At 69.4% G+C, this 15,542-nt stretch carries 17 protein-coding genes; 4 read left to right on the top strand and 13 right to left on the bottom strand.

What is annotated here, in order from left to right; all coding sequences use genetic code 11:
• Positions 1-9: 9 nt before the first annotated feature.
• Positions 10-945, bottom strand: coding sequence for a GlxA family transcriptional regulator (locus tag ASG12_RS01265; RefSeq protein WP_200932714.1), 936 nt, complete (start codon positions 943-945; stop codon positions 10-12).
• A gap of 73 nt (positions 946-1,018) precedes the next feature.
• Here ASG12_RS01265 and ASG12_RS01270 point away from each other — a divergent pair, with 73 nt between their 5' ends.
• Positions 1,019-1,651 carry an HD domain-containing protein gene (locus ASG12_RS01270; protein ID WP_055784319.1) on the top strand — a complete coding sequence of 211 codons (633 nt, stop codon included), beginning with the start codon at positions 1,019-1,021 and terminating at the stop codon, positions 1,649-1,651.
• Positions 1,652-1,665: 14 nt separating this feature from the next.
• Here ASG12_RS01270 and ASG12_RS01275 read toward each other — a convergent pair whose 3' ends face one another.
• From ASG12_RS01275 to ASG12_RS01295, 5 genes are all read right to left on the bottom strand, one after another.
• On the bottom strand, positions 1,666-2,439 hold the full coding sequence (locus ASG12_RS01275; protein ID WP_055784322.1) for an acetoacetate decarboxylase family protein: 774 nt from the start codon (positions 2,437-2,439) through the stop codon (positions 1,666-1,668).
• A gap of 90 nt (positions 2,440-2,529) precedes the next feature.
• A complete protein-coding gene (locus tag ASG12_RS01280; RefSeq protein WP_055784324.1) occupies positions 2,530-3,972 on the bottom strand; it encodes an MFS transporter in 1,443 nt (480 codons plus the stop codon).
• Between the two features lie 52 nt (positions 3,973-4,024).
• Entirely contained in the window at positions 4,025-4,498 is a 474-nt protein-coding gene (locus tag ASG12_RS01285) for a winged helix-turn-helix transcriptional regulator (protein WP_055784326.1), read from the bottom strand.
• Between the two features lie 55 nt (positions 4,499-4,553).
• Positions 4,554-5,834, bottom strand: a complete 1,281-nt coding sequence (locus tag ASG12_RS01290) for a GAF domain-containing protein (protein WP_055784330.1) — start codon at positions 5,832-5,834, stop codon at positions 4,554-4,556.
• 52 nt (positions 5,835-5,886) lie between these two features.
• Entirely contained in the window at positions 5,887-6,756 is an 870-nt protein-coding gene (locus ASG12_RS01295) for an SDR family NAD(P)-dependent oxidoreductase (RefSeq protein ID WP_055787380.1), read from the bottom strand.
• A gap of 61 nt (positions 6,757-6,817) precedes the next feature.
• Between ASG12_RS01295 and ASG12_RS01300 the strand changes: the two genes are divergently transcribed.
• Positions 6,818-7,231, top strand: a complete 414-nt coding sequence (locus ASG12_RS01300; protein WP_055784332.1) for a YccF domain-containing protein — start codon at positions 6,818-6,820, stop codon at positions 7,229-7,231.
• A gap of 12 nt (positions 7,232-7,243) precedes the next feature.
• On the opposite strand, the gene ASG12_RS01305 is transcribed toward ASG12_RS01300, so the two are convergent.
• The 6 genes from ASG12_RS01305 to ASG12_RS01330 form a co-directional block, all read right to left on the bottom strand.
• Positions 7,244-8,116 (bottom strand): DUF6282 family protein, encoded by an 873-nt coding sequence (locus tag ASG12_RS01305; RefSeq protein WP_156377875.1) that lies wholly within the window; start codon positions 8,114-8,116, stop codon positions 7,244-7,246.
• On the bottom strand, positions 8,113-8,796 hold the full coding sequence (locus tag ASG12_RS01310) for an RraA family protein (protein ID WP_055784338.1): 684 nt from the start codon (positions 8,794-8,796) through the stop codon (positions 8,113-8,115). Before ASG12_RS01310 ends, ASG12_RS01305 begins: the two co-directional genes overlap by 4 nt.
• A complete protein-coding gene (locus ASG12_RS01315) occupies positions 8,793-9,878 on the bottom strand; it encodes an isocitrate/isopropylmalate dehydrogenase family protein (RefSeq protein WP_055784341.1) in 1,086 nt (361 codons plus the stop codon). Before ASG12_RS01315 ends, ASG12_RS01310 begins: the two co-directional genes overlap by 4 nt.
• The gene (locus ASG12_RS01320) at positions 9,875-10,657 is read right to left on the bottom strand and encodes an alpha/beta hydrolase (RefSeq protein ID WP_055784343.1); all 783 of its coding nucleotides are present in this window, start codon (positions 10,655-10,657) and stop codon (positions 9,875-9,877) included. Before ASG12_RS01320 ends, ASG12_RS01315 begins: the two co-directional genes overlap by 4 nt.
• Positions 10,654-11,586 (bottom strand): hypothetical protein, encoded by a 933-nt coding sequence (locus ASG12_RS01325; RefSeq protein WP_055784345.1) that lies wholly within the window; start codon positions 11,584-11,586, stop codon positions 10,654-10,656. Before ASG12_RS01325 ends, ASG12_RS01320 begins: the two co-directional genes overlap by 4 nt.
• A 248-nt stretch (positions 11,587-11,834) precedes the next feature.
• A complete protein-coding gene (locus ASG12_RS01330) occupies positions 11,835-13,136 on the bottom strand; it encodes an MFS transporter (protein ID WP_162243391.1) in 1,302 nt (433 codons plus the stop codon).
• Positions 13,137-13,298: 162 nt separating this feature from the next.
• On the opposite strand from ASG12_RS01330, the gene ASG12_RS01335 reads away from it, so the two are divergent.
• Together ASG12_RS01335 and ASG12_RS01340 are read left to right on the top strand one after the other, a co-directional pair.
• Complete coding sequence (locus ASG12_RS01335; RefSeq protein WP_055784350.1) at positions 13,299-14,213, top strand: LysR family transcriptional regulator; 915 nt, start codon at positions 13,299-13,301, stop codon at positions 14,211-14,213.
• Between the two features lie 121 nt (positions 14,214-14,334).
• On the top strand, positions 14,335-14,541 hold the full coding sequence (locus ASG12_RS01340) for a tautomerase family protein (protein WP_055784352.1): 207 nt from the start codon (positions 14,335-14,337) through the stop codon (positions 14,539-14,541).
• Here ASG12_RS01340 and ASG12_RS21485 read toward each other — a convergent pair.
• The gene (locus ASG12_RS21485; RefSeq protein ID WP_055784354.1) at positions 14,528-15,487 is read right to left on the bottom strand and encodes a LysR family transcriptional regulator; all 960 of its coding nucleotides are present in this window, start codon (positions 15,485-15,487) and stop codon (positions 14,528-14,530) included. The genes ASG12_RS01340 and ASG12_RS21485 overlap by 14 nt on opposite strands.
• Between the last annotated feature and the right edge of the window lie 55 nt (positions 15,488-15,542).

The following is a 15,542-nucleotide window of genomic DNA, read 5'->3' on the forward strand; positions in this document are numbered from 1 at the left end:
ACACTGCTGTCAGCCACCGGCGGTGAACGTCCGGCGGTACTGCTCGGGGCTCACGCCGCATACCTTCCGAAAGGCCGCTCGCGTCGCCGACGGTGATCCGAGCCCGGTGCGCTCACCGAGCTGCTCTATCGGGAGGTCGGTCGTCTCGAGGATCTCGCGTGCGAGATCGATGCGGATGGCGGCCATCCACTGCGCCGGAGTGGAACCTGTCTCCTCGACGAAGGTGCGCACCAGGGTGCGCGGCGAGCACGGCACCCGCGCGGCGAGTTCGGCGATCGTGTGACGCCGTGCGGGGTCGGCGGTCATCACCGCTCGCAGGTCGCGCAACCGTTCACCCCGCGGCTCGCGCGTCGAGGCGGCGATGAACTGCGCCTGCCCGCCGTCGCGCCGTGGAGCGGCAACGATCGCCCGCGCACGCTGGTTGGCCGCGGCCCCACCGAAATCGCGCCCCACGATGTGCAGGCAGAGGTCGACCCCGGCCACCACTCCCGCCGAGGTGAGCACGTCACCGTCGTCGATGAACAGCGGTCGTGCGTCGACCGACACCTCGGGGTGCAGATCGCGAAGTCGGTCGGCCTCCTGCCAGTGGGTGGTCACCGTCCTGCCGCGCAGGAGCCCGGCCGCGGCCAGCGCGAAGACCCCGGTGCAGATGGAGACCATCCGCGCACCACGATCGGCTGCCGTCCGCAGGGCCTCGAGGGTCGGCCCCGAGATGGGCGCCGTGGGATCGGCGACACCGGGCACGACGACGGTCTGCGCGTGCGACAGCGCCTCGAGAGGGCGGGTTCCGACGATGGCGACGTCTCCGACAGGTGTCGGCCCCAGTCGCTCGTCGGCGCACACCACCACCGTGTAGCGCGGATCGAGGCCGAACACCTGCATGGGTATGCCGAGGTCGAGCGGCAACACACTCGGTAGCGCGAGCACCGCGACGGAATGGGTCATGCTGACCATTTTCGAGCGAGAGGTGCCCCGATGGCCACTGTTGTGGCCGGCGTGGTCGCGATGGACTACGTGCATGACCACATCACTCGATCTCCCCACTGACCCGATTGCCGTCGCCGCCGTCGCCCTCGCCCGGTCGACCGAGTCGGAATCGGTGTTCCACCACTCCGTCCGCAGCTACCTGTGGGCCACGTTGCTCGCCGACCACGAGAACGTCACGCACGACGCGGACTACGACCCCGGACTGCTCTTCGCCGCCACCGTCATGCACGATCTCGGCGTCGGCACGAGGGCACCGGGTGTCGCGCGATTCGAGGTGGAGGGTGCCGACCTGGCCGCTGATCTCCTCACGCGGCACGGGGTCGGCGCACACGACGTGGACCGGGTGTGGGAGGCGATCGCCATCCACACCAGTCCCGGCATCGCCGAACGCCGCGGTCTGCTGGCCTACCTCGTCCGGGAGGGAGTGGGGATCGATTTCGGCCGACAGGCCGAGGTCGTCGCCGACCACGAGGAGGTCGTCCACTCCCGGTTCCCGCGTCTGTCGATGGTGCGGTCGCTGGTCGACGCCATCGTCGACCATGCTGCACGCAACGACGCTGCCGCACCGCGGTATTCGACGCCCGGAGAGCTGCTGCGGGAGAGGCGCGACAACGGCGTCACGCGCATGGAACTCGCCGCAGCCGACTCACCGTGGCGCAGCTGAGCGGTCCCGACCGGTCAGCGGATGCGGGGAGCTCCGAGCACGACGTCGCGGTAGGTGATGACGTTGCCGCGGTAGGCGCGATCGGGGAACAACCGACGCAGGGGCTCGCTCCCCGTGGTCGACACGGTCACGGTGGTCTCGGCGGTGGTGATGTCGAAGTCCGGGATGTCGAGGGCGCCGGTGCGGGCCCGTGACCCGTCGGCGAACACCTGCTCCATGCCGCTGATCACCGGGACGATCACCGACGACAGGATGGGCCACCCGAGCGCCTTCGGTACCGCGAGGGCGCGAGCGGGCGCGGCGTCACCGACGCTCACCCCCACCGACCAGCCGTCGCCGGAGGCGGTGAACTCGCTGCGCTCGGCCGGGTCGCCGGAGAACTCGGCGAGGACCTTGGGCAGAGCCCAGTTCTCGCGCCCCCCGCGCATGGTGGCCGCCGAGTCGACGGGCAGGAACGGGATGTGCCCGAACACTCCGCCCGGGCGTGCGTAGACGATGACGCCGCCGAGCTCGTTGTAGGTGCCGACCGGCGTGTGGCTGTAGCGCACGCCGAACCCGACGCGGAGCAGCGGGACCGCGAAGCGGGCCAGGGCCGGCGGGAGGAGGTCGCGGTCGGAGCGACGCGCCTTCGCCGACCAGAACACCCCTCTGCCGGCGATCGACCAGGGTGCGGGGCTGCCCACGTCGGGCAGTGCGTCGTTCATGGCGGGGGTGGCGACACCCTCGGGGATGGTCGACGCCAGGCCTCGCCAGCGCGACTCGCTCGATGCGATGGGGTTCGCGACCACGTCGTCACTTCCTTCCGACGGCGTGACGCCCACGCCGATATGGAACAAACTAACAGAAACGTTCCATTGAACGGGAGGAGTCGGCGGGACTCAGTTCGCCGCCACCGGTGGCGCCGGGGAACGTCGAGGGGTCATGCCCGGGGCGACGATCGCGGCGAGGACCGCGATCGCGGCGAGCGTCCACCATGCGTGCGTGAACGAGGTGTGGGCCGCGGCGTACCCGATCGGTGTCCCGATGACGGCGACGATGATGCTGACGCCGAGCGCCGTGCCGATCTGCCGACTCATGTTGACCACGGCACTGCCGGTCGCGGCCTGTGCGGGCGGCAGGTCGGCGGTCGCCGACGACAGGATCGAGGGCAGGGCGAGACCGATGCCGCTGCCACCGATGAGCAGGCTGGGCAGCATGTCGCCCACGTAGTCCGGTGTCTGACCCACCGATGCGGCCAGGAGCAACGCGCCGCCCGCCATGAGCGCGCAGCCGACCCCGACGATCACGCCGATCGGTACCCGACGGGTGGCCAGCTGGTGTCCGACGACGGTGAACAGCGGGACCATCAACGGCCCGGGCACCACCGCGAAGCCGGTGCGGATCGCCGAGTACCCCCAGACCTGTTGCATCCACAGGATGTTCACCAGCAGCGAGGCCGCGAACGGGATGGAGAACAGGACCGCGGTCGCGTTGGCGAAGGAGAAGGCGCGGACGCGCAACAGCGCCGCGTCGATCACCGGGGACCTGTGGCGTGCGGAGCTGACGACGAACAGGCCCAGCGTGATCACCGAGACGATCCATGCGGTCAGGGTGCGTGGGTCGGCCCAGCCCCAGTCGGGGCCCTCGACCAGTCCCAGGGTGAGCGCACCGATCGACACGGCGAGGAGCGCGGCACCGAGCATGTCGGGGAACGGGGTCGGCGAGTCGTCACGCGAACGGTCGACCACGATGAGCGCTCCCACGAAGGCGATGATCCCGACCGGGATGTTCACCAGGAAGATCCATCGCCAGGACGCCTCGACCAGCATGCCGCCCAACGCCGGGCCGAGGGCCGCGGCCAGCGCGCCGGTGGCCGCCCAGATCCGCACCGACCGGGCACGGTTGGCCGGGGTTGCCGCCGCGATCACCAGGCCCAGACTCGAGGGGGTGAGGATCGCCGCGCCGACGGCCTGCACCACGCGCGCGGCGACTAACCACCAGACACCGTCGCTCGCCGCGCACGCGGCACTGGCCACCGTGAACAGCGCGAGCCCGAACAGGAAGCTCTCCTTGCGTCCGAACCGGTCCGCGAGACGACCGGCCGGGACCAGCAGCGCGGCATAGACGATGGTGTACGCGTTGAGGATCCACGAGAGTTGGGAGAGCGGGATCGACTGCGCCGGATCCGATCCCGCGAAGTCGCGGCCGATGTCGTCGAAGGCGACGTTGACGATGAAGACGTCGAGGCTGGCCATGAACGCGGCCAGCGACAGGACGAACAGGACCACGCCGGGACGGCGGGTGGCGGTCGTCTCCGACGCCGGAACTCTGGTGTTGACCATAGCGATCAACGTAGGCCCTGACTACACCAGGGTCAATTCAGACATGGTCCGATCAGGTACGGCGCCCTCGTCGCAGTCGCAGACTCTCGAGACCCACCTCGTCGCCGGCCGACGTACGGACCGATACACCGACCCGCTCCCCCGCCGCGTCCACGACCTCGACCGGCGGGCCCTGCGGCTGGAGGTGGCGGTCGCCCCACTCCATCATCGCCAGCACCACCGGGAGCAGATCGCGTCCCTTGTCGGTCAGGACGTACTCGTGACGCGGACGCGATCCCGGCTCCTGATAGGGGCGCTTGGCGAAGATCCCGTCGGACACGAGCTGCTTGAGTCGGGTGGCCGCGGCGGCATCGGTCACGCCGACGCGCTGGGCGAAGTCGGCGAACCGCGTGGTGCCGTAGAACGCCTCACGCAGGAACAACATCGCGGTACGCGATCCGACGACCTCGAGTGCCTTGGCCACCGAGCACTCGTCGGCCGTCCAGCGACTGCGGTCGGCGAGTACCCCGTCGAGATTCATTGCCATGACCCGTATCCTACGCTGGCTCTATCGCGATCTGGCCAGAGTCGAGGGGGTCCACTCAGCGGCTGAGCCCGAAGCGTCTGTCCAACAGGGCAACCCGTCCCAGCGCCTGCGCATGACCGGGATCACTCGGACCGATCGTCGCCGCAAGGGCCTGCCAGGCCGCGGCGTCATCACGCCCGTGTACCGAATCGGTCCACGCCTGCAGCGCGCGTCGTTCGTGTCCGCGCATCACCGCCGAACGGATGTCGGCGGTGATCTCCTCGAACAGTTCCACCACACCGGGAGCATGCGACTGGGCGAGCAGCCCGCCGCGGCCCAGTTCGTCGATCGCGCCGACGACGTCGCCGTCGCGGACCCGCTCGGTCATGCGGTGCACGTCGGAATCGATGTGCACACCGAGCCGATACGGGCGCGACAACACGACCTCGGCGCCGAGATCGCGCCGCAGCCGGGATATCTCGGCGCGCACGGTCACCGCATCGACGCCGGAGTCGGACAGTTTCGCGGCCAACTCCTCGGTACCGAGACCGTGGGGATGGTGGGCGAGCAACAGCAGGATCTCGGCGTGACGCGGACTCAGGCGATGCGTGCGACCGTCGAGCACCACCCGCAGGCCCGCGACATCGGTCACCGACAACCGCGCACCGGACGTGTCCTCCGATCCGGCGATCTGACCGAGATCGACTCCGCCGTAGCGCATCTGCATCTCGATGGCGGCGACCACCGATCGGACGGTCGACATCGCGAACGGTGCCGCAACCTGTCGTCCACCGGTGATGTCGAGGACGCCGATGACGTGTCCGGTCACCGGGTCGTGCACGGGCGCCGCGGCGCAGCTCCACTCCTGCACCGGTTCGGCGAAGTGCTCGCTGCCGACGATCTGCACCCCGCGATCGACCGCGAGGGCCAGGCCCGGGGCGTTCGTGCCGACGGTCTCCTCCGACCAGATCGCGCCCTCGACGAAGTCGATGGCGGCGGCGCGGTCGCGGGCCGCGTGATCACCCTCGAGCCACAGCAGGCGCCCGACCTCGTCGGTGAGAGCGACCACGACCCCGGCGCCGCCGATGTCGTCGAGCATCAGCGAACGGACCAGCGGACGCATCGCGGTCATCGGGTGCGCGGCACGATAGGTGTCGAAATCGGCCGACGTCATGTCGGCGACGGTGGACCCGGCCGGGTCGACGCCACGGCGCAGGGACCGCATCCAGGAGTCGCGGACCACCGAACGCATCGAGTCGCGCCGCGTGGATCGGTCGGCGAGGAACCGCTCGAAGGCCAGCCGGACCTGGTCCGGCTGCTCGAGCGATCCGTTGGATGTTCCCGCCACGGCCGCCATTGTGCCAGGAAGGGCGGTGGATATGTGGCGCGCGCCACAGACCGCCCGAGGGTCAGACCGCCGAGCGCGCGATCAGTTCGTCCGCGGCGTCGGTCGAGACGGCACCGACGCGCCGCATGAACCGCGCGACCCGCGGCATCACCTCGGCCTGACGATGGATCGCGGCGTGGATCAGCCAGCGTGCCGCCTCCGACGACGACAGCGCCGGAGCCTCGGTGTACTCGTCGGTCGGCGAGATCATCGGGGTCCGGACCAGCGGGAAGAACACCGTGGTCACCGCGATCCCGGTGCCCCGCAGTTCCGCGGCGATGCTGCGGCCGAACGCGGTGAGCGCGGACTTCGAACCGGCGTACGCGGAGAACTTCGGCATCGCGCCCATCGGGATACCCCAGGTGGAGACGTTGATGAACTGTCCGCTGCCCCGCTCGCGCATCGCCGGGAGGAAGCCGAGCGTGAGCTGCACCGGGCCGAAGTAGTTGATCGCCATGGTGCGCTGGTAGTCGTGCAGGCGGTCGGTCGAATCGAGCACGTCGCGGCGGATGGAGCGGCCCGCGTTGTTGATGACGATGTCTGGGCACCCGTGGTCGGCGATGACGGCCTCGATGAGGCGGGCGATGTCGTCGGTGTCGGACAGGTCCGCGGGCAGGGGGTGTGCGAGCCCGCCGTCCGCGCGGATGCCGGCCGCCACGGTCTCGAGTTCCTCGGCCCGCCGCGCCACGAGCAACACGTTCGCGCCGTGTTTGGCGAACTTCCGCGCGGCCGCCTCGCCGATACCCGACGACGATCCGGTGATGAGGACGGTCTTGCCCTCCAGCCCCTCGGCCGGGGCCCGGGTGAGGTCGACGAGGTCGCGCATCGAGCGCGGTCGCTGCATCGCGGTCCGCACCACGCGGTTGGTCAACGAGGTCACTGCGTTCGCCATGGCCAAACGGTAGATCACGGCTGTCGTCGCCGCGACGGCCGGTGATCGGCACACTGGTGTGATGAAGACACTCCTCAACATCATCTGGCTGGTGCTCTGCGGGTTCTGGATGGCCATCGGCTACGTGCTCGCCGGCATCGTCTGTTGCATCCTGATCATCACGATCCCGTTCGGGATCGCCTCGTTCCGCATCGCGGGCTACGCCCTGTGGCCGTTCGGCCGCACCGTCGTGCGCGACCCGTCGGCCGGCGCCGCGGCGGCGGTGGGCAACGTGATCTGGTTGATCTTCGCGGGCATCTGGCTCGCGATCGGACACATCGGCACCGGTATCGTGCTGTGCCTCACCATCATCGGGATCCCGCTGGGTATCGCGAACTTCAAGATGATCCCCATCTCGCTGCTGCCCCTGGGCTCCCGCATCGTCTCCACCGACGTCCGCCTCGCGCCCCCGGTCACCAACCCTGCGGTCCGGTAGTGACGCCCCCGGTCAGGGCGCGAGCAGTTCCGCCGGGGTGGTCACGAGCAGCGACCGGACTGCGTCGTCACCGAGACCGCCCGCCCGCATCCACTCACGCGTCCAGGGCAACCAGTCGACGACGTCGACGGTGGTCGGCTGACCGAGGTCGGAGCTGAGCAGTACCCGCGGATGGGCGCGGACCGAGTCGAAGAACTGCTCGGGGCGTTGTCGCCCGAGGATGTAGGTGAGCCCCGTCAGTTCGATGGCCAGGCCCTCGACGTCGGCGAGATCGCGGAGGTCGGTGTCGGTGAGACCGACCATCGGGTGGGTCGCGTGGGTGACGACGAGCCGTGACACGCCCCGCGCGACCGCCGCGTCGATGACCCTGAGGACCTCCTCGCGCGTGCTGTGCCCGGTCGCCAGCACGACCGGCAGGTCGGCGCAGCACGCGATGACCTCCAGGGTCTCGCGCCGGAGGTGGCCATCGTCGTCACTGACCGCGACCCCGGCCGCGTGCGCGGCGACGTCGGGATGGAACGGCCGCTGCCCACCGCCCGCAGGGTGTGCGTGTCCGGTCACCGTCGGGAGGTACACCACCGTGCGAGCCGGGGCGTCGGGACCGTGGGCGAGCACCGCGGTGACGACCACGCGCGGATCCAGCCCTCCGACACCGTGATTGAGGACCACCGAACCCGATACCGGCAGCCCCCGCGCGCGTGCCTCCCACGCGGCCGCGGTCGTCGGGACGAGATGACTCTTGACCACCACCCAGGCCCCGATGGCCGCGTAGGCCTCACCCGTCTCGATCACGGTGCGTCGCCGACGCAGGGTGTCGACACCGGCGTGGTGATGGAGGTCGACGAACGGACGGCGCGCGGGGTCGAGCGCGACCGGATCCGTCACCGCGCCGACGCCGGCTCCCACGGGGTCGAGTACCCGAACCGGGCTCGCGCCTCGTCGAGTCGCATCCCCGTGCTCACCGCGTCGGCGATGGCGCGTTCGGTCTCGTCGACGCGTACCGCACGATCGGCCACGGCCTCGGCGATCGCCTGCGGGATCCGGATCACCCCGTTGTCGTCACCGACGATGACGTCACCGGGACTCACCCGCACGCCGTCGATCACGACGTCGGATCCGACCGCCGACAGCATCACCCGGTTCTTCCCGCTCACCATCGACACCCCGGTGCTGAACAGGGGGTAGCCGTGGCCACGGATCTCGGCGACGTCGCGCGCGGATCCGTGGATCACGGTGCCGGCGATGCCGCGCTGCAGTGCCATCGAGGTGAGGATGTTGCCCCAGTTGGTGCACTCGAGGCTGCCGCCGTTGTCGACCACGACGACCGACCCCGCCGGCACGTCGTCGATGTAGTTGGCCGCGTTGTGGAAGGTCCCGGTGTCGGTGACCGGTCCATAGGTGACGGTGTACGCGACGCCGACCGTGGTGACACCGGGAACACGACAGACGATCCCGCGCAGCACGCCGGGGATGCCCAGGCTGTCGAGGGCGTCGGAGACCGCCGCGGTGTCGGTGTGGCGGAGACGCTCGAGGACGTCGTCGAACGCGGTGGTGGTGGCGGTCATGACAGCTCCTCGATGACGGCCTTGGCCGCCACTCCCGTGGTGGCCGTCCCGCCGAGGTCGTAGGTGACGGCGGTGCCCGATCGGATCACCGCGCGGACGGCGGAACGGATGCGCGTCGCGGCCTCGGTCTCGCCGAGGTGGTCGGCGAGTCCCGCGATGGTCAGGATCATCGCGATCGGGTTCGCACGCCCGGCCCCAGCCATCTTCGGTGCACTGCCGTGCACCGGTTCGAAGTAGCAGCCACCGTCGCCGATGTTCGCGCTGGCGGCGAGACCGAGCCCGCCCATGACCCCGGCTCCGAGGTCGGAGAGGATGTCGCCGAACATGTTCTCGGCCACGATGACCCCGAAACGGTCGGGACTCTTGACCATCCACAGTGCGACCGCGTCGACGTTGGCGATCTCGGTGTCGATCCCGGGATACTCGGCGGCGATCGCCTCGAGCCGTCCGCGGAGGAAGTTGCTGCTCTGCCGCAACACGTTCGGCTTGTCGGCCAGCGTCACGAGACGGTGACCGCCGATCACGGCACGCTCGAAGGCGAAGCGCAGCAGACGGTCGATGCCGACGCGGGTCTGCAGACGCAGGCTCACACTGGAATCAGCAGCACCCGAGGCGGCCGCGTTGGGGTGCGCCGACACCAGATCCCACAGTTCGCCGTCGAGCCCGTGGTAGTCGAAGCCCGCGTAGAGACCCTCGGTGTTCTCACGCACCACCTCGAACGCGAACGCGTCGTCGCGGAAGTCGGTCACCGGCCGCAGGTTGGCGTAGAGCCCCAACCGCTGGCGCAGCTGGATCACCGGGGACACGAACGTCCGTCCGGTGCCACGCAGATCGTCGGGCAACTCGGCCTCGGCCTCGCGCAGGGGCTTGCTGGTGATCGCGGCGAGCAGCGTGCCGTCGGTCCGGTCGATGAGATCCCACGTCCGTTCGGGTACCGGGTCGCCCTCGTTCTGCCAGCAACTCCACCCGACGTCGCCGAACTCGAGATCCCAGTCGAGGCCGGCGGCGGCGATGACGGGCAACGCCGCGTCGGTCACCTCCGGTCCGATGCCGTCGCCGGGTAGTACCGCGATGCTGGTCATGCCGCCCCCTGGGTGTCGATGTGGTGTGTTCGATGGTGTCGCCCGCCCGCGCGATCGGTCCTGCCCGCGAGGAAGGTCCGCTGCTCGGTGAGGAGATCGACGACCGCGGCGGCGTTGTCGCGGTGCGGACGCATACCCGCATCGGGGATCTCCGCCACCACGCCATGGGTGGGCAGGCGGACATGGTCGGCGGTCACCAGACGCGATTGGGCGCCGACGATGCTCAGGACCGGACCGGTGTGGGACGTGATCGACGCACTCACGTCGAGATCGGTGAGCAGCGACATCCCCAGATCGATCCGGCGGCAGGCCTGGAGATGATCGCCCGTGGTGGGCGTCGCGACCCGGGCCGGGGACGGCATGGACTCCGACCGGACGAGATCGTCGAGCGTCCACAGCGCACCGGCGAGATTGCCCATCCGCGCGTGCCGGGCGACCTCGGCGAGTCGTGTGCCCAGGACCCGGTCGGCGACCGTCGGTGCCGACAGTGCCAGGACGGCGACCCCGGGGTTCACCACCGGGGCCATCACCTGCACCAGCGCGCCACCGAATGCGTTGCCGCACAGCAGATCGGCCGCCTCCAGGTCGGGACGACGCCGCACCCACTCCGATGCGACGTCGGCGAGGGTCATCGCCGGGTCGTCGATGACGGTGAGGCTGTCGAGGACCTCGACCGCGTACCCGTTGTCGGTCAACCAGTCGGTGATCGGATCGAGGAACGCGGGGTCGAAGACGGGCTGTACCGGACCGAACACGACCGCACGGCGGCGTCGTGTCACGAGGCCACTCCCTGCAGGTCACGCGCAGCGACGACGGAGTCGCGGTGGCTGCCGCGGAAGTGCTCGCGCTGCTCGATCGACAGGTCGAAGTGGCCCATCAGGAGATCCGTCATGGGCAGCGAGGGACGCGACTCCACCACCGAGGCGGCGAGGTGGTCGGAGAGTTCCAGCAGCACACCGAGGTCGACCGACGTCGACTCGATCGACGGGTCGCGGTCGAGGTAGGCGATCCACTGCTCGGCGATGAGGTTCCCTGCCCCCTTGCCCATCCCGAGGACCGACGAGTCGATCCATGTCGCACCGTTGTCGACCGCGGCCAGCGCATTGGCCAGCGCCAATCCGAGATTGTTGTGGGCGTGCAGGCCGGCCGCGGCGGGTGCGACGGTCGCCACGAGATTGACCAGCGAGCTCACGTCGGCGGGCCGCAGGCTGCCGTTCGAGTCGGCGAGGTAGACCACGTCGGCGCCGGCCTCGGCGGCGCGGAAGGAGATGTCGGCGATCTGGCGAGCCGTGAGGCGACTGACCCGGGTGAGGTTGGCGCACACGGTGTATCCCATCCCCTTCGCCGCGCCGAGCAGGTCGAGATCGGCCGCCGAGGACCCCGGGGACAGACACAGTCGGATCAACCGCGCGCCGGCGTCGTACGCGTCGGCGAGGTCGGTCCGCGTCAGGTTCTTGGGGTGTCCGATCAACCCGACGTGGTCGGGTCCGATCGCGTCGGCGAGCGCCCGCACGTAGTCGGGGTCGCCGCGACCGGTGAGCCCCGTGCTCTTCGACGGATCGAAAGATCCCTTCAGATAGGCGATCTCGACCCAGTCGAAACCCGACTCGACGCTTCGCTGCGCGTGGTCGAGCGCGTAGTCGAGGGTGAAGTTGAATCCGTTGCGATATCCACCGTCTCGCAACGTCACATCGATGTTGGTGATCATTTGAGCCCTACTCCGCTTCAGAACTGCCCGATGGGTGTGACACACGTTCTGCGGGAGGCGACGTCGCGTCCCAGGGAGAAATTAGGAAAACTAGTTGCTCACCACAAGCTTCTCGAACCCGGCGTGATCCAGGTCACCAGCACGTGCGTGACCAGCCGGTTAACAGACGGTTCGGGCCAGATCATCGCGCTGGTGGAGCGGTGCTGCGGCCGGTCCGCACACTGATCCACCAGCGTCGGACGAATGATTCACTTTCGAATCGATTGCTTGCCCTCGACCAGCCCGGCGACGAACACGATCGCCGCGATCACCGACGTGATGCCGGCGAACCAGTAGAAGGTCTCGGTGATGCCGAGGTGCGTCGAGACGAGTCCGGCGATGATCGCGGGCACGGAGATGGCGATGTAGGCGATCACGAAATACGCCGCGAGCACCTCACCGCGCTGGGCGTCGGGTGCGACCTGCGTGACGCGACGGGTCCCGGACATGAACGCCAGACCGAATCCCACACCGGTCGCGACGGCCCCGATGAAGAAGACGGCCGAACTCGACGTCGCGAGAGCGATCGAGGCGAGCACAAGACCGACGATGAGTGCGGCCGACCCCACCAGCGCCGACGAGCGTATCGACGCGGTCGGGCGGCTGAGGTTCCACACGAGCTGACCGAGACCACCGACACCCTGGACCGCGAGGATCACCAACCCCGCGACGAGGTGGTTGTTGACGTGCAGGAGCTCTTTGGCGAGGGTGCCGCCGAGGGCGAGGTAGAGCCCACCGACCGACCAGGCGGCGGTCACGCTGAGCCCGCCGATGGCGAACTCCCGCCGGATCCCGGCCGGCAGGCTGAGTCGTTGGAGACGGAAAAGGCTGCTGCGCAGCGACTGCCGTGCGGTGACGGTCTCGGGTACCCAGATGGCGATCCCGATGAGGACCAGCACCGACAACCCCGCGACCACGAGGTAGGGCAGCACCAGACGGGCGGGCGCCCACTGCGCGAGCATGCCGGTCAGCACGGCGCCGAACGCGATGCCCGACGCCGTCGCGGTGCTGTTCACCAGCGAGGCGATGCGGTGGTCACGACGAAAGTGCAACTCCGACAGCGCGGCTCCGGCGGCACCGGTAAAGACACCGGTCGCGACACCCTGGATCGCGCGGGCGACGTAGAGCCACCCGACGTTGTCGGCGAACACGAACACCACCATGCTGGCCGCCAGCACACCGATGCTCCCGATCATCACCGGCCGGCGACCGATGCGGTCGGAGAGGCCGCCCATGGTCAACAGCGCCACCAAGACGCCACCGGCGTAGATCCCGTAGATGAGGGTGACCGTCGTGGCGGAGAAACCCCACTTGGCCTGGTAGTCGACGTACAGCGGCGACGGGGTGCCGCTGGCCGCCAGAGCGAGAGCGGTGGCCGCGGTCACCAACCAGAACGACAGGCGTGACCGGGTCGGCTCCGGCGCTGCGGTCGGCGTCTCGAGGTCGGCCTCGACCAACGCGGATCCGACGACATCGTTCGAGACGGTGGCGCTGGTCGGTGTGGGTGACATGGGTTCTCCGATCGGTGCGGGTCGACAGACGGGTCCGATGGCCATGACGCTATCGCCGGCGGGGCGGGAGAGGGTAAGACGCGTTTGCGGTGCGGGCTATAGTCGGATGACTATGACCCCGACAACCGCGCGCCCGTCGCATCGCGCCTGCGACCGGTCCCGATGAGCGACCTCGACGAGGTCACGTTCCGCCATCTGCGGTACTTCCTCACCGTGGTGCGGGAGGGCAGCGTCTCGGCGGCCGCCAAAGAGCTCCACCTGGCACAACCGAGTCTCAGCCACCAGCTCCGCAAGCTCGAGGGGCGCGTCGGTGTCGAACTGTTCGCGCGGTCTGCCGGCGGGATGACACTGACCCCGGCCGGGCGACGGTTCCTCGAAGGTGTCGACTCTCTGCCGTCGGCCCTGCGTGCCGCGGTCGACGCCGCGGTGCGGACCAGCCACTCCTGGTCGCTCGGCGTGTGCTCGGGCGTGCCGGCCCACGTCGTCGAGCTGGTGGAGGTGGCTCTCGAGGCGCAGGCGCGCGATGAGTTCGAGACCTCCGCCCGCATCGAGCTCCGATCGGCGGGGTCGAGCCGTCAGTCGACTCTCCTCGAGCACGGTGAGTTGACATTCGGGCTGGTCAGGCTCCCGCTGACCTCCGAACGCCTCGTCGGCGCCGAGGTGTGGCGCGAGGAGCTCGGTGCGGTGGTCGGCAGGCACCACCCGTTCGCCGACGTCGACACGGTGCCGTGGGAACGCCTGGTGACACAGCGGTTGCTGTGGTTCGACACCGCAACCGCGCCGCTCTTCGCGAGCTCGCTGCTCGCCGCCCTGGGCGTGCACGGCTGGGAACCCGGGCTCGTGGTGGCCGACACCAGCAGGCACATCCTCTTCCAGCACGTCCTGCAGACCAACCCCGATCTGGTGTCCCTGCGACCGCGGTCGGCGATCGAACCCGATCCCGTCCTGCGATGGAAGCCGATCACCGGTGGACCACCACTCGTCGAGAGGCTCGGTCTGACCGCCACCCGCGGCACCCCGCACGCCGATGTGCTCGCTCGCGCATCGGCGGCCAACCGGTGGATCGACGAGGTATAGCCGACCCGCTATGTGAATCCGGCCACACGGCGCGCGACCCGCGTACCCCGCTGTTAGCGTCGGCAACGTTCACTCGGAGCGGCCGCTCGGCCCCCGACCCCTCCCATCGCAAGGATCTGCCATGCCGCTGCTGCACATCGTCCAGACCCCCGGTCAGTCGCCCGAGGTGAAGAAGGAACTGCTCGAGAAGCTCACGGCCGTCTACGTCGAGGTGACCGGCGCGAAGCCCGCGAGCGTGTGGGCCACCATCGACGAGGTGTCCAAGGACGACTGGTCCATCGGCGGCGAGACGCTCGCCGAGCGCGCGGCCAAGGTCACCGCGGGCTGAGGCGGTCCTTGCCGGGGGGACCTCCGGAGAACTGGTGGCGACGCGACACGATGAAGTCGCGGAACAGCGCCACCGGTGGCGGCAGGGTGCGATCCCGCAGCCACACGAGTCCGATCTCGCGGTAGGCATCGGCGTCGACGAGTTCTAGCTCGGCGACGCCGGGCCACCGCGCGGCCGTCGGGGGCATCACCGCGACGCCCAGCCCGGTGGTGACGAGTCCGCGGATCGTCTCGGACTCACGGCTGCGGAACACCACGGACGGCGTGAAACCCGCTCTGTCGCAGAGCCCTCGGATGATGGCACTGATCCAGTACGAATCGGGGAAGCCGACGAACGGCTCGTCGCGCACCTCGGCGAGCCGGACGCGGCGTTGATCGGCCAGGCGGTGTCCCCGCGGCACCAGCAGGCGCAGGTACTGGTACTGCACCGTGATCGACTCGATCTCGGGTGCGGCCGGTGGAGGCGTGAGAAGCGTCAGGTCGATCCTGTTGCCCCGCAGGGCGTCGAGGAGATCCTCGCCGCTGCCCTGCATGAGATCCAGTGAGACACGGGGGTGTTGCCGGTGGAAGTCGCGAACCACCCGGGGAACGGTGTCGCCACCCATCGTGAGAGGGAAGCCGAACGCCACCCGTCCACGACCCGGGTCCACGCTGTCGAGCGTCTGCGCGATCCCCGCGGTGATCTCGTCGATCGCACGCGCGACATGGTGGGCGAACGTGCGGCCGGCCGGTGTGAGTCGCACCGACCGGCCCTGCCGGACGAAGAGCTGGGTGCCGAGCTCGGCCTCCAGGCGTGCGAGCGACCGGCTCACCGTGGGTTGCGGAACTCCCAGCGCCGCTGCGGCATTGGTCATGTGTTCGGATTCTGCGACCGCGGCGAACTGGGCCAGTTTGGGCATCAGTGTCGCGGCGTCGACCGGTGTCTCGATCTCACGCTCATGCATCATTGCATGAATGTTAGGTCGATTGATCATTGGACGCATGATCAACGAGTACCTAGCG

It is taken from the genome of Williamsia sp. Leaf354 (assembly GCF_001424365.1).
Classification (GTDB): Bacteria; Actinomycetota; Actinomycetes; order Mycobacteriales; family Mycobacteriaceae; genus Williamsia_A.

What these genes read in the sequence shown, in the direction of transcription:
- ASG12_RS01265 (WP_200932714.1), bottom strand. Translation starts at nt 945, where the DNA reads ATGACCCATTCCGTCGCGGTGCTCGCGCTACCGAGTGTGTTGCCGCTC.
- ASG12_RS01270 (WP_055784319.1), top strand. Translation starts at nt 1,019, where the DNA reads ATGACCACATCACTCGATCTCCCCACTGACCCGATTGCCGTCGCCGCC.
- ASG12_RS01280 (WP_055784324.1), bottom strand. Translation starts at nt 3,972, where the DNA reads ATGGTCAACACCAGAGTTCCGGCGTCGGAGACGACCGCCACCCGCCGT.
- ASG12_RS01285 (WP_055784326.1), bottom strand. Translation starts at nt 4,498, where the DNA reads ATGGCAATGAATCTCGACGGGGTACTCGCCGACCGCAGTCGCTGGACG.
- ASG12_RS01290 (WP_055784330.1), bottom strand. Translation starts at nt 5,834, where the DNA reads ATGGCGGCCGTGGCGGGAACATCCAACGGATCGCTCGAGCAGCCGGAC.
- ASG12_RS01295 (WP_055787380.1), bottom strand. Translation starts at nt 6,756, where the DNA reads ATGGCGAACGCAGTGACCTCGTTGACCAACCGCGTGGTGCGGACCGCG.
- ASG12_RS01300 (WP_055784332.1), top strand. Translation starts at nt 6,818, where the DNA reads ATGAAGACACTCCTCAACATCATCTGGCTGGTGCTCTGCGGGTTCTGG.
- ASG12_RS01310 (WP_055784338.1), bottom strand. Translation starts at nt 8,796, where the DNA reads ATGACCGCCACCACCACCGCGTTCGACGACGTCCTCGAGCGTCTCCGC.
- ASG12_RS01315 (WP_055784341.1), bottom strand. Translation starts at nt 9,878, where the DNA reads ATGACCAGCATCGCGGTACTACCCGGCGACGGCATCGGACCGGAGGTG.
- ASG12_RS01325 (WP_055784345.1), bottom strand. Translation starts at nt 11,586, where the DNA reads ATGATCACCAACATCGATGTGACGTTGCGAGACGGTGGATATCGCAAC.
- ASG12_RS01330 (WP_162243391.1), bottom strand. Translation starts at nt 13,136, where the DNA reads ATGTCACCCACACCGACCAGCGCCACCGTCTCGAACGATGTCGTCGGA.
- ASG12_RS01335 (WP_055784350.1), top strand. Translation starts at nt 13,299, where the DNA reads ATGAGCGACCTCGACGAGGTCACGTTCCGCCATCTGCGGTACTTCCTC.
- ASG12_RS01340 (WP_055784352.1), top strand. Translation starts at nt 14,335, where the DNA reads ATGCCGCTGCTGCACATCGTCCAGACCCCCGGTCAGTCGCCCGAGGTG.
- ASG12_RS21485 (WP_055784354.1), bottom strand. Translation starts at nt 15,487, where the DNA reads ATGATGCATGAGCGTGAGATCGAGACACCGGTCGACGCCGCGACACTG.